The sequence below is a fragment of the Methylobacterium oxalidis genome, from assembly GCF_007992195.1.
Taxonomy (GTDB): Bacteria; Pseudomonadota; Alphaproteobacteria; order Rhizobiales; family Beijerinckiaceae; genus Methylobacterium; species Methylobacterium oxalidis.
In genome coordinates this window covers 1-12382 of the sequence record NZ_BJZU01000003.1, presented here as the reverse complement: position 1 = coordinate 12382, position 12382 = coordinate 1, and the positions used below count along the sequence as shown (strand labels likewise).

The 12382-nt window shown below is 74.2% G+C and carries 12 protein-coding genes; 8 read left to right on the top strand and 4 right to left on the bottom strand.

Annotated features, from left to right (window positions below; genetic code table 11):
- The first annotated feature begins 119 nt into the window (after positions 1 to 119).
- Together rsmI and MOX02_RS00645 are read left to right on the top strand one after the other, a co-directional pair.
- A complete protein-coding gene (gene rsmI, locus MOX02_RS00650) occupies positions 120 to 1076 on the top strand; it encodes a 16S rRNA (cytidine(1402)-2'-O)-methyltransferase (RefSeq protein WP_147023772.1) in 957 nt (318 codons plus the stop codon).
- Positions 1066 to 1449, top strand: a complete 384-nt coding sequence (locus MOX02_RS00645; protein WP_147023771.1) for a YraN family protein — start codon at positions 1066 to 1068, stop codon at positions 1447 to 1449. The genes rsmI and MOX02_RS00645 overlap by 11 nt, the downstream gene beginning before the upstream one ends.
- Positions 1450 to 1458: 9 nt before the next feature.
- Here MOX02_RS00645 and MOX02_RS00640 read toward each other — a convergent pair whose 3' ends face one another.
- Complete coding sequence (locus MOX02_RS00640) at positions 1459 to 1848, bottom strand: response regulator (RefSeq protein ID WP_132254116.1); 390 nt, start codon at positions 1846 to 1848, stop codon at positions 1459 to 1461.
- A 282-nt stretch (positions 1849 to 2130) separates the two neighbouring features.
- Here MOX02_RS00640 and MOX02_RS00635 point away from each other — a divergent pair, with 282 nt between their 5' ends.
- The 3 genes from MOX02_RS00635 to MOX02_RS00625 are packed head-to-tail and all read left to right on the top strand — an operon-like array spanning position 2131 to position 4999.
- Positions 2131 to 3063 carry a glycine betaine ABC transporter substrate-binding protein gene (locus MOX02_RS00635; RefSeq protein ID WP_147023770.1) on the top strand — a complete coding sequence of 311 codons (933 nt, stop codon included), beginning with the start codon at positions 2131 to 2133 and terminating at the stop codon, positions 3061 to 3063.
- Positions 3060 to 4271, top strand: coding sequence for an ABC transporter permease subunit (locus MOX02_RS00630; RefSeq protein ID WP_147023769.1), 1212 nt, complete (start codon positions 3060 to 3062; stop codon positions 4269 to 4271). Before MOX02_RS00635 ends, MOX02_RS00630 begins: the two co-directional genes overlap by 4 nt.
- Positions 4268 to 4999 (top strand): ABC transporter permease subunit, encoded by a 732-nt coding sequence (locus MOX02_RS00625; protein WP_147023768.1) that lies wholly within the window; start codon positions 4268 to 4270, stop codon positions 4997 to 4999. The genes MOX02_RS00630 and MOX02_RS00625 overlap by 4 nt, the downstream gene beginning before the upstream one ends.
- On the opposite strand, the gene MOX02_RS00620 is transcribed toward MOX02_RS00625, so the two are convergent.
- The 3 genes from MOX02_RS00620 to MOX02_RS00610 form a co-directional block, all read right to left on the bottom strand.
- Complete coding sequence (locus MOX02_RS00620; RefSeq protein ID WP_147023767.1) at positions 4989 to 5243, bottom strand: DUF6894 family protein; 255 nt, start codon at positions 5241 to 5243, stop codon at positions 4989 to 4991. The genes MOX02_RS00625 and MOX02_RS00620 overlap by 11 nt on opposite strands.
- A gap of 167 nt (positions 5244 to 5410) precedes the next feature.
- Positions 5411 to 6490: a L,D-transpeptidase gene (locus tag MOX02_RS00615; RefSeq protein WP_147023766.1), complete on the bottom strand. Its 1080-nt coding sequence runs from the start codon at positions 6488 to 6490 to the stop codon at positions 5411 to 5413.
- Positions 6491 to 6562: 72 nt separating this feature from the next.
- Positions 6563 to 7495: an extensin-like domain-containing protein gene (locus MOX02_RS00610; RefSeq protein ID WP_147023765.1), complete on the bottom strand. Its 933-nt coding sequence runs from the start codon at positions 7493 to 7495 to the stop codon at positions 6563 to 6565.
- Here MOX02_RS00610 and MOX02_RS00605 point away from each other — a divergent pair.
- The 3 genes from MOX02_RS00605 (at position 7494) to dnaA (ending at position 12341) form a co-directional block, all read left to right on the top strand.
- Positions 7494 to 8165 (top strand): alpha/beta fold hydrolase, encoded by a 672-nt coding sequence (locus tag MOX02_RS00605; RefSeq protein ID WP_147023764.1) that lies wholly within the window; start codon positions 7494 to 7496, stop codon positions 8163 to 8165. The two genes, MOX02_RS00610 and MOX02_RS00605, sit on opposite strands and share 2 nt — an antisense overlap.
- A gap of 115 nt (positions 8166 to 8280) precedes the next feature.
- A complete protein-coding gene (locus MOX02_RS00600) occupies positions 8281 to 10362 on the top strand; it encodes a M3 family metallopeptidase (protein ID WP_147023763.1) in 2082 nt (693 codons plus the stop codon).
- 485 nt (positions 10363 to 10847) lie between these two features.
- Positions 10848 to 12341: a chromosomal replication initiator protein DnaA gene (gene dnaA / locus MOX02_RS00595; RefSeq protein ID WP_147023762.1), complete on the top strand. Its 1494-nt coding sequence runs from the start codon at positions 10848 to 10850 to the stop codon at positions 12339 to 12341.
- Positions 12342 to 12382: the final 41 nt, after the last annotated feature.

Sequence of the window (12382 nt, the reverse complement as noted above, 5' to 3'; positions counted from 1 at the left end):
CGTGCTGTCCTCCGCGGTGGCCGGGCATCAAGGGATAGGACGCATGCGGACAAAGCAATAGTGCGCACAAGCCACGGAGCATTCCGCCGGCACCGCGGCCCGTGGCAATGTCCACAGCGATGACACAGCGAATCGACAGGTCCGGCCGCCGCCCCGAATCCGGGACGGCACGGGCGCCCGCCACCTTCACGGCCTTCGGCCTCGCCGCGGAGGCGGAGCCGATCGAGCCGGGCCTGCACATCGTCGCGACACCGATCGGCAACCTGCGCGACGTGTCGTTCCGGGCGCTGGCGACGCTGGCGGCCGCCGACTCGGTGCTGGCCGAGGATACCCGCGTCACCCGCACGCTGCTGATGCATTACGGGATCACGACGCCGCTGGTCGCCTATCACGAGCACTCGAACGCGGCCGTGCGCGAGCGGATGGTGGCGCGCATGCAGGCGGGCGAGGCCCTGGCCCTGGTCTCCGACGCGGGCACCCCGCTCGTCTCCGACCCCGGCTTCAAGCTCGTCCAGGCCGCGATCGAGGCGGGGCTTCCCGTCACGCCGATCCCCGGCCCCTCCGCGGTGATGACCGCGATCGTCGCGGCGGGCCTGCCCACCGACCGATTCTTCTTCGAGGGCTTCCTTCCGCAGAAGTCGGGAGCGCGGCGCAACCGCCTCGCGGCGCTGGGCACCATCCCCGGCACGCTCGTGCTGTTCGAGTCGCCCCACCGCCTGCCCGAGATGCTGGCGGACGCCGCCGAGACGCTCGGCGCCACGCGGCCTGCCGCCGTCGCCCGCGAACTGACGAAGCTCTACGAGACGATCCGGCGCGGCACGCTCGGCAGCCTCAGCACCCTGTTCGCCGAGGAGGGGCCCCCGAAGGGCGAGGTCGTGGTGGTGATCGGCGCGAGCCCCGAGGAGGCGCCCTCCGAGGACGCCGACGCCGCCCTGGACGCGGCCCTGATCGCGGCGCTGGAGCGGCACTCGATCAAGGACGCGGCGAGCCTCGTCGCCGACGAGACCGGCCAGCCCCGCCGTGTCGTCTACGCCCGCGCCCTCGCGCTCGCCCGGCGCGGGACCGATGCGCCCTGACGATCCGCGGGCGCGGCGGCGCGCCACCTATCGGGCCGGATTGCGAGGCGAGGCCCTGGCCCTCGTGGCGCTGATGCTGAAGGGATATCGGCCGCTCGCCCGCCGCTTCTCGGCCGCGGGCGGCGAGATCGACCTCATCGTCCGGCGCGGCGGCACGATCGCCTTCGTGGAGGTCAAGGCCCGCGCGAGCCTCGTCTCCGCGCAGGAGGCGATCGGCGACCGCAAGCGCCAGCGCTTCTCGCGGGCGGTGCGGGCCTGGATCGGCCGCAACCCGCATCTTGCCGGCCTGACCTTCCGGGCGGACGCGGTGTTCCTGGCGCACGGAGCCTGGCCCGTGCACCTCGCGGACGCTTTCCCGATCGAGGGTCTGTAGAGAGCGGCCTCAGCGCCGCGCCGCGCTGATCGCGGAGATGAGCGTGCGCTTGAGGTCCGCCTGGCTGAAAGGCTTCTGCACCACCGGACGGTCGCGGAACGGCTCGCGGATGCCGGCGCCGCCGTAGCCCGTGGAGAAGACCAGCGGCAGGTCGCGCTTCACGATCGCCTCGGCCACCGGATAGATCGGCTCGCCCGCGACGTTGACGTCGAGAATCGCGACCTCGAAGGTCTCTCCCTCCGCCATCTCCAGGGCGGTGGCGAGGCGCGCCGCAGGACCGACCACCGTGCAGCCGAAATCGAGCAGCATGTCCTCGAGCAGCATCGAGATGGCCGCCTCGTCCTCGACGACGAGCACCCGGGCCCCGTTGAGGAGATCGTCGTTAGCTTCCGCACTCACGCCGGATGGTCTTCCCTTGGATTCGTCCCGGGGGCGGGACGCTGCCTGCGAAGGTCGTATCTGTGTCGAGAAACGCAATGCCTCCCGTAGCGAAAGCGCGGAGAGGCACCCGGGGCGCGGCCCGGAGCCGTTCGAGCCGTCGCCCGTAACGCCGGGCGTGTCAAGCGCTCGCGGGGCCTCGCGGCCCAAGCTTCGCGACGCGATGTTACGCCCTGATACATTTTCCCGCGCCGGTGCTGCAACCGTGCATCGCTGGGGCGCGGCTCAACCGCCGGTTTTAAGATGTTCCTGAGATCCGCGGGCCTGCCTCGCCGGGGCCTCCTCGCTGGCGCCGCCGGCCTCGCCCTCCTGCGCGCGGCCCGCGCCGGCGAGGGGCGGCCGGTCGTGGTCGCCTCGAAGAGCGACACCGAGGGCGCGCTCACGGGCAGCATGATCGCGCTCTGCCTGGAGGATCTCGGCATCCCCGTGGAGCGCCGCCTCGGGCTCGGCCCGACCCTGATCGTGCGCACCGCGCTCCTGGCCGGCGAGATCGACGTCTACCCCGAGTACACGGGCAACGGCGCCTTCTTCACGGGCACCGAGTCCGACCCGGTCTGGAAGGAGGCCGCGGGCGCCTACGAGACGATCCGCCGGGCGGATGCGGCGCGCGGCCTCGTCTGGCTGCCCCGGGCGCCCGCCAACAACACCTGGCTCATCGCCGTGCGCGGGAGCCTCGCGCGCCGCGAGAACCTCGTCAGCATGGCGGATTTCGCGGGCGCCGTGCACCGCGGCCTGATCCGGCTCGCGGCATCGACCGAGTTCGTGGAGAGCCCCGCCGCCCTGCCGTCCTTCGAGGCCGCCTACGGCTTCGCGATGCCCTTCGACCGCATCGTCAGCCTGCCGGGCGGCGACACCGCGGTGACGGCCCGCGCGGCCGCGCAGGGTATCAGCGGCGTCAACGCCGGCATGGTCTACGGCACCGACGGCGCCCTCGACGCCCTCGACCTCGCCGTGATGACCGACCCGAAGGGCGCGCAGATCGTCTACGAGGTGGCGCCCGTCGCCCGACAGGCCGTGATCGGGCGCTACCCGGCGATCCCCGGCAAGCTCGGGCCGGTCTTCGCCGGCCTCGACGCGGCGACGTTGCGCCGCCTCAATGCCCGCATCACCGTGGACGGGGAGGTGGCCGAGGCGGTGGCGAGGCGCTTCCTGCGCGAGAACGGCCAGATCGGATGAGCGGCCTCGTGCCGGGCAGCGCGGGGGAGGGCAGCACCGCGCCCCCGCCGTCCCGCCTGCGGGCCGTGCGCCGGACGGCGCGCGTCGGCGCGCCGCTCGGCGCCGGCCTCCTTCTCGCCGCGCTCTACGGGCTGCCCGTGCTCGCGCTCGCGAAGAACCGCCTCGCCCTCGGCGAGCCGGTCTTCGCCGCGACCGCGCTCGGGCCCGAGGCCCACAGCGCGGCGGCCCTCGTCGTGGCGGCGGCCCTGATCGTGCGCGCGCACCCCTCGCGCCGCGTCGCGCTCGCCGCGGCCGCTCTCCTCGCCACCGCCCTCGTCGTGCTCGTGGTCGGCCTCGGCGGCGCGGCCGCCGACCTCCTGGCGGGCCGGCCGCCCGCCGCGCGCGCGAGCCTCGCGAGCGGCGCCTGGACGGTGCTGGCGCTCCTCGGCGCCGGCCTCGCCCTCTCGGTGCGCCGGGCGGCCCTGCCGGGGCTCGGGGCCGCGCTCTGCGCCGCCCTCGCCGTGCTGATGGTCGTCGCGTGGCGGCAGGGCATCCTCGACGCGCTCTCCCTCGCCGTCGAGCTCCGGGCGCGGCGCGGCGTGATGGCCGCGGCGATCGGCGAGCACCTGGTGCTCGCGGCCGGCGCGCTCCTGCTGGCGAGCGTCGGCGCCGTGCTTCTCTCCCTGTGGCGGCGGGGCCAGGGCCTCGTCGGGGGCGGTCTCTCCGCCGTGCAGGTGGTGCCGGCGGTCGCCCTGCTCGGCGCGCTGGTGGCGCTGCTCTCGGGGCTCCTGCGCGCGCTTCCCGCGTTGCGCGACCTCGGCATCGGGGCTCTCGGGATCGCGCCGGCAATCCTCGGCGTGGCGGCCTACCTGCTGCTGCCGCTCTGGCGCGGGCTGAACCGGGCCCTGCAGGCGCCGGACCCCGCCACCCTCGACGCCGCCGCCGGCCTCGGCCTGACCCGGGCCCAGACGCTGCTGCGGGTACGTCTGCCGGTCGGCGCCCCGACCCTGATCGGCGCCCTGCGGGTGGCCAGCGTCCAGAGCATCGGGCTCGCGACGCTCGGCGCCCTGATCGGGGCGGGCGGCCTCGGCCGCATCGTCTTCGACGGCATGGCGCAGTTCGCGCCCGACCTGATCCTCCTCGGCGCCATTCCCATCGTCGCCCTGTCGCTCACGGCGGAGCTCGCCCTCGGCCGGGCCGAGACGGCGGCGCGGAGGCGGCGCGGATGAGCCGCCTGCGCAGCCTCCGTCCGGCGCTCGGCGCCGCCGCGTCCGGGCTCGCCCTCGGCGCGCTCTGCCACCCCGCCCTCGCCTCCGCCCTGGCCGCTCTGCTCGGGGAGGCGCCGCGGCGCGCGCTGAGCCTGCCGCATCTCGGGGCGCTCGCCCTCAACCATCTCGCCCTTGCGGCGGCCGGGCTGGCGCTCACGGCCGGCCTCGGGGTCGGGCTCGGCATCCTCGCCACGCGGGAGGCGGCCGCGCCCTGGCGCGGCGGCATCGACGGCCTCGCCGCCGCCGCGCAGGCGGTGCCGCCGGTCGTGGTGGTGGCGCTGGCGCTGCCGGTCCTCGGTTTCGGCGGCCCCCCGACGCTCCTCGCCCTCGTCTTCTACGGGCTGATGCCGGTCCTGCGCGGGACGGCCTCGGCGATCGAGGCGGTCCCGCCCGAGGCGCGCGAGGCCGCCCGTGCCCTCGGCCTGACCCGCGGGCAGGTCCTCGCCCGCGTCGAGATCCCGCTCGCCGCGCCGGGCATCGTGGAGGCGCTGCGCACGGCGCTCGTCCTCGCGGTGGCCACCGCGGCGGTCGGCGCGCTCGCGGGCGCCTCGACGCTCGGCACGCCGGTCGTCGCGGGTCTCCAGAACCAGAACATGGTGCCGATGCTTCAGGGCACCGCCGGCACCGCCTCGCTCGCCTTCCTCTGTGACGCGGCGATGCTGGCGGCGGCCGCTCTCGTCAGGCGATGAGCGCTGCCGCGCCGACCCGCTCGGTCTCGAGCCGCATGGTGGTGCGGAAGAGCGGGCCGCGCTCGGGGGAGCGCACGGTGGCGACGAAAAGCTGCGGCTTGCCGTCCGGCAGGGTGGCGAGCGCCACGTCGTGGAGGACACCGGTCACCGCGAGGCGGGCGGCCTCGTCGTTCTCCAGCACCACGCCCTCGGGATCGCGGGCGGCATTGCCGCAGATGTCGATGTCGAAGAAGTAGCGCGGCATCGCCTGTGCCCCCCCGAACCCGACGCGGATGTCCCGGTTCCGGCACAGAGCTTCGCCACGGAGAGCGGGCGCGCATTAACCCAGGTCATAGCGGCGGCGGGCAGGCGCGGTTCTCGCACGGAATGCGGGGGGAAACCGGGGCGGTGATTCGGGGTGGGGAGGCCCCGCTACTCGTCCTTGAAGCTCACGGTGGCGCCGCGCTCGACGTGCAGGGCGAGGTCGCGCGCATCCCAGTTCGTGAGCCGGATGCAGCCGTGCGACTCGGTCTTGCCGACCTTCTCCGGGTCCGGCGTGCCGTGGATGCCGTAGGAGGGGATCGAGAGGTCGATCCAGACGACGCCCACCGGGTTGTTCGGTCCCGGCTTGATCGTGAACGTCTCCTTCGATTTCACGCCGGCGAACTGGTACTTCGGGTTGTAGGTGTAGGTGGGCTCGAAGGCGACGCCCTTCACCTTGGCCTCGCCGCTCGGGGCCGGCTTCTCCTCGCTGCCGATCGAGGCCGGGTAGTAGGCCAGCAGCTTGCCGCCCTTGTCGAAGGCGCGCACGTCCCGGCTCGCCTTGTCGACCTCGATGCGGCTGACCTTGGGCGCCTTCGGCAGTTCCTTCCCCTTCAGCTTGCCGCTCTCCAGCGGCGGCACGGCGGCCACCGCGATCACCGTGCCCGGCTTGTCGAAGGCGGCGTCGGGGTTGAGGGCGCTGAGGAGGTCGCGGCTCATGTGGAAGCGCTCGGCCAGCATCTCGCGCGGGTTCGTGTAGCCGAGGGTCTCGAGGTCGGCCTGGTCCTCCATCTTGGCCGGGATCTTCTCGGCGAAGGGGCCGCGCACGTCGTCCTCGGTGATGGTGTACTCCGTGATCACGGCCTCGGCACCCGTGGCCTGGAGCTTCTCGAACAGCTCCGGCGTCAGGCTCTTCGTCTCGGGCAGGTCCTGCGCCTTGGCGTAGGCGGCCAGCGCGCCCCGGTAATTGTCTCCGTCGCGCCCGTCGATGGCGCCGGGCGAGAAGCGGGCGCGGTCGAGCAGCACCTGCGCCTTCACGATCAGGGCGTCCGGGTCGTCCTTGCGGGCTTCCTTGCGGGCGCCCTTCTTCTGCGGCTTGCCGGAATCCTTCGCCTCCGGCGCGGCGGCGTTCACCGCCTCGTGGGTGAGGGCGGGAGCCTCGTCCTTCTTCGGGGCGGCGAGGCCCGGCGCCGCGACGCACAGGAGACTGATCAGCGCGGCTCCCGCCCGCACCGCGAAACCACTCGACATGACGCACCATCGCTCCGGGAGCTGCAGCGCTCCGGGCGGTAAATCCTCAAGGCGCTCAGAGCGTTCCGGCGCTCATTGGCACAACCGGTGGCCGCTGCTGCGCTCGCGCTCGTCGAGGTGCAGATGGTTGGCGTGGGCGGCGTCCGAGCCCGGCCCGAGCACGGTGCGGAAGAAGCCGCAGGCGCGCGAGCGGGCGGCGGCGAGGAAGCGCGCCTCGGGCGTGCCCGCCGCGGCGGCGGTGACGGGGATCGCGGTCCGCCCCTCCACCGAGAAGCTCATCACGTCGATGCCGTTGGCGTAGGCGTGCTCGCTCAGCTTCGCGTCCCGATCGTGGTTCTGGCCGCGGCACTCGTAAGAGGTGCCGATGGCGATGGCCTTGAGCGGCGCGCCGAGTTCGGACTCGGCGGCCGCCTGCACCTCGGTCGCCCAGCGGACGAGCGCCTCGGCCGCGCCGCAGACCAGGGTGGCCGACTGGGGCAGCGCCACGCCCTCGAGCGCGGTCAGCTTGACGGGGCTCGCAGCGCCGCACTGCCCGTTCTCGATGCGCGGCAGCGCCTCGAAGCTGGCGCCGAGGCGCTTCAGCCGGACCCGGCAGGCGCCGTCGTCGGGGGCCGCCACCTTGAGGGCGAGGGCCGCCTCGCCCGAGAGTTCCGGCGGCCGGGCCGGCGGCAGCGGCGGCGGGGCAGGGGGAGGGGCAGGGGCAGGGACCGGCGCCTCCGCCGCGGGGGCGGGCTCGGGCGCGGCGGGCTTCGGCTCGGGATTCAGCTCCGGCGGCCGCTCCGGCGGCAGCGGCGTCTCGGGGGCAGGGGCGGGCGCGGCGGCAGGGGCGGGCGCGGCGCTCTTCAGGTCCTGCGGGCGCTCCGGAGGGAGCGGCACCGCGGCGGGCTCAGCCCTCGCCTGCGGGGCCGCCGCCGTGGCAAGGAGGAGCAGGAGGGCGAGCTTCGCGCCGGGGCCGGCGCGGCGCGGCGAACCTTCGGATCGAACGGGGTCACGACGCGCGCGCATGCCTGACACATCCCCTCCCGCCGGCACGCGCGAGACGCTGACATGCGCCGGTCATCCCCTCACGATCGAGGTGTTCGGCCACACCGGCAAGGACGAGGATGCAACGCGCACGATCATTCTGCTCCACGGGGCCGAGGGCGCCGGCCCCGGGCGGCCGGTCCGCGGGGAGGCCGCCGCGCTGGCGCGGGCGGGCTTTCGCGTGGTCCTGCCCCACTATCTCGGGCGGACCGGCCAGGAGCGGGCGGGCTTCAGCGAGATCGCCCGGCATTTCGCCGCCTGGCGGGAGAGCCTTCAGGCGCTGGTGCAGCAGGTCGGCGCGTGGCGGCCCGGGCCGATCGGCCTGTGCGGGCGCTCGCTCGGCGGCGCGCTCGCCCTCGCGCTGGCGCTGGAGGCGGGCGGCGTCGCGGCCCTGGCGGTGCGCTCGGCCTTCATCCCGCCGGAGATCGCGGGCCGCGCCCTCGCGCTGCCGCCGATCCTCGCGCAGCACGGCGGCCGCGACGCGCTGGTGCCGGCGAGCCACGCGACCCGCCTCGCCGCGGGCACGGCCGCCGCGGGCGGCCTCTGCCGCCTCGCCCTCTACGCGGACCAGGCCCACACGTTCGACGCGCGCAGCGAGGCCGCCGCGACCGCGCTGGCCGTGGCTTTCCTTCGCGAGCACCTGCCGGCGTGACCTGCGCCCGGCGGCTTTGCAGCGCGCCGGGCGCCCTCCTATCTTGGCGCCGACCCGCCCGGCGCCGATCCGTTCGGCGCCCGCAACCGAGACCCCGGCCACACGAGGACCGCCCATGTACGCAGGACAGAGCGCAGCCGGGCTGCCGGGACTCGAGCCGACGAACCCCTTCGCGGCGCCGGCCTGGGACACGCCCCACGGCCTGCCGCCCTTCGAGCGGATCCGGCCCGAGCACTACCTGCCCGCCTTCGAGGCTGCGCTCGCCGCGCACGAGGCGGAGATCGCGGCGATTGCGGGCGACGCTGCGCAGCCGAGCTTCGCCAACACGGTCGGCGCGATGGAGCGGGCGGGCCAGCCCCTCGACCGGGTCGCCTCGGTCTTCTTCAACCTCACGGGCAGCCACACCGACCCGGAGCTTCAGGCGATCGAGCGGACGATGGCGCCGCGCCTCGCCCGGCACGGCAGCGCCATCTACCTCAATCCGGCCCTGTGGGCGCGGATCTCCGCGGTCGATCCGGCCTCCGAGGCGCTGAGCGAGGAGGAGCACCGGGTGCTCGACCGCTACCGCACCCGGTTCCGGCGCGCGGGCGCCGATCTCGGCCCCGACGCCAAGGCGCGGGTGGCCGAGATCGCGGCCCGCATGGCCGAGCTCGGCACGCAGTTCAGCCAGAACCTGCTCGCCGACGAGAGCGGCTTCGAGCTGCCCCTCGACGGCGAGGAGGACCTCGCCGGCCTGCCGCCCTTCCTGCGGGCCGCCGCCGCGAGCGCCGCCGCCGAGCGCGGCGGCCGGCACGCGCACGTCGTCACCCTGTCGCGCTCGCTGATCGAGCCCTTCCTCGTCTTCTCGACCCGGCGCGACCTGCGCGAGCGCGCCTACGAGGCCTGGACCCGCCGCGGCGAACTGGGCGGCGAGACCGACAACCGGGCGATCATCGCCGAGATCGTGGCTCTGCGCGCCGAGCGCGCCCGCCTCCTCGGCTTCGAGAGCTTCGCCCATTTCAAGCTCGACGACACGATGGCCGGCTCGCCCGACGCGGCGATGGAGCTCCTGCGCGACGTCTGGGCGCCGGCCCGCCAGCGGGCGGGGGCCGAGCGCGAGCGCCTGCAGGCGCTGATCCAGGAGGAGGGCGGCAACTTCGCCCTCCAGGCGCATGACTGGCGCCACTACGCGGAGAAGCTGCGCCGCGCCGAGCACGACCTCGACGAGAGCGAGGTCAAGCCGTACCTGCCGCTGGAGGGCATCATCGCGGCGGCCTTCGACACGGCGAGCCGCCTGTTCGGCCTGCGCTTCGAGGAGCTTCCCGACGTCCCGCGCTACCACCCGGACGTGCGGGCCTGGCGCGTGGCGAACGCGGACGGGAGCGAGGTCGGCCTGTTCCTCGGCGACTATTTCGCGAGGCCCTCGAAGCGCAGCGGCGCCTGGATGAGCGCCTTCCGCTCGCAGGAGCGGCTCAACGGCACCGTCACGCCGATCATCGTCAACGTGATGAACTTCGCCCGCGCCCCCGCCGGCGAGGCGACGCTCCTCTCCTTCGACGACGCCCGCACCCTGTTCCACGAGTTCGGGCACGCCCTGCACGGCCTCCTGTCGGACGTCACCTACCCGCTGCTCTCGGGCACGGCGGTGGCGGGCGACTTCGTGGAGCTGCCCTCGCAGCTCTACGAGCACTGGCTGGAGCAGCCCGAGGTGCTGCGCGAGCACGCCCGCCACCACCGCACCGGCGAGCCGATGCCGGAGGCGCTGCTCGAGCGGCTGCTGGCGGCCCGCACCTTCAACCAGGGCTTCGCGACCGTCGAGTACGCCGCCTCGGCGATCGTCGACATGACGCTCCACCTCTCGGCGGCGGGCGAGGACGGGCTCGACGTGCCGGCCTTCGAGGCGGACGCCCTGCGCCGCATCGCGATGCCGTCCGAGATCGGCATGCGCCACCGCTCGCCCCACTTCGCCCACATCTTCTCGGGCGACGGCTACGCGGCCGGCTACTACAGCTATCTCTGGTCCGAGGTGCTCGACGCCGACGCCTTCGACGCCTTCCGCGAGGCCGGCGACATCTTCCACCCGGAGGTCGCCGCGCGCCTGCGCCGCTTCGTCTACGGCGCGGGCAACCTGCGCGACCCCCGCGCCGCCTACACGGGCTTCCGCGGGCGCCTGCCGAGCATCGACCCGCTCCTGAGGAAGCGCGGCCTCGCGGCCTGAGCCCTCCTCTCCGTTAGAGCGCGACGCCGACCGCACGCCGCCCCGACCCGGGGCGGCGCGCCGGCCCGTGCCCGCGGCGCCGGGGCCGTCCGGTCCCCGCGATCCACCCGGCGTTAACGCTGTTGGCGAATCTGTTCCGTTGCGGCGTTACCCCCACCAGTGTAGCTTAACAAAAGGTAACGCAATTCCAGACACTTCACAGCTTGTGCGCCGTGCCTCCGAATCATACGCAAGATCAGGCACGTGCCTCGACTCTGCGCGTCCGCTTTCCACCGTGCCGGAGGCCGGTTTTGCCTTTCCCCGCAAGTCCCACTGTTAGGAGAACCGTAGCGAATTGTTGATAGGCTGCGTCAGTCGGCAAAAGGCTGCGGTCTAGGGCTTGACTCTGCTGATGATCTGCGCCTCGCACGTGTCTGGGGCGTCAAGCGTGGTGTTGCGTACGCTCCGGTCGGCGGTCCTCCGCCCTCGGCGCGAGGAGAGCGAGAATGCGTGTGGATGGCAGCTTGGCGGACGGCGGCAACGGGGATAACGGCTCGAGTGGGCAGGAAATCTCCGCCGCTTGGTCGCGCGTGAAGCGGCGCCTGCGGGCGGAGCTCGGCGAGGACGTGTTCGCGAGCTGGTTCGCCCGCCTGGAGCTGGAGGAGGTCGCGGGCGGCACGGCCCGCCTGACGGTGCCCACCCGCTTCCTGAAGAGCTGGATCGAGTCCCACTACCTCGACCGCGTCCTGAACACCTTCCGCAGCGAGGCCGAGGTGGTCCAGCGGATCGAGGTCTCGGTGCGCGGCCCCGCCGCCCCGGCCCGTCCGGTCGCCCCGGGCGCGGGCAAGCCCAACCCGACGAGCGGCCCGCTCGCCCGCCTTCACGCCGCGGGCGCGCCGGCCCCCGTCCCCGCGCCGGCGCCCGAGCCCGAGAGCGCGGTCCGCGGCGAGCCGGCGGACCTCAACGGCGCCCCTCTCGACGTGCGCCTCACCTTCGCGAGCTTCGTGGTCGGCCGCTCCAACGCCCTGGCGCACGCCGCGGCCGAGCGCGTGGCCCGCCACGACGGCGAGGGCGCGCTCTACAACCCGCTCTACTTCCACGCGGGCGTCGGCCTCGGCAAGACGCACCTCCTGCACGGGATCGGCCACGCCGCGCGCGACGCCGGCCGCCGGGTGATCTACCTCACCGCCGACCGCTTCATGTACGGCTTCGTCAACGCCCTGAAGACGCAGAACGCGCTCGCCTTCAAGGAGCGCCTGCGGGCGATCGACCTGCTCATCCTCGACGACGTGCAGTTCATCCAGGGCAAGTCGATCCAGGCCGAGTTCGGCCACACCATCAACGCGCTGATCGACGCCGGCCGGCAGGTCGTCGTCGCCTCCGACCGGCCGCCGACCGAGCTCGAGGCCCTCGACGAGCGCGTGCGCTCGCGCCTCGCGGGCGGGCTCGTGGTGGAGATCGGCTCGCTCGACGAGCAGCTGCGCACCTCGATCCTCGCCGCGCGGCTCGCCGCGGTTCGGGCGAGCCACCCGAACTTCGAGGTCTCGCCGACGGTGGCGGCCTACGTCGCCAAGGCGATCACCGCGAACGGGCGCGACCTCGAGGGCGCCGTCAACCGCCTCCTGGCCCACGCGACGCTCACCGGCACCGCCGTGACGCTGGAGACCGCCGAGACCGCGATCCGCGACCTCGTGAAGAACCGCGAGCCGAAGCGCATCAAGATCGAGGATATCCAGAAGCTGGTGGCCTCCCGCTACAACGTCTCGCGCTCCGACATCCTGTCCGAGCGGCGCACCGCCGCGGTGGTCAAGCCGCGGCAGATCGCGATGTACCTCTCGAAGGTGCTCACCCTGCGCTCCCTGCCCGAGATCGGCCGCCGCTTCGGCGGGCGCGACCACACCACGGTGCTGCACGCCGTGCGCAAGATCGAGAAGCAGATCGGCGAGGACGCGGTGCTCGGCGACGAGGTCGAGCTCCTGAAGCGGATGCTGCAGGACTGACGCCCCGCACCGACAAGGCGCCCCACCTCTCCCGTCCGGGA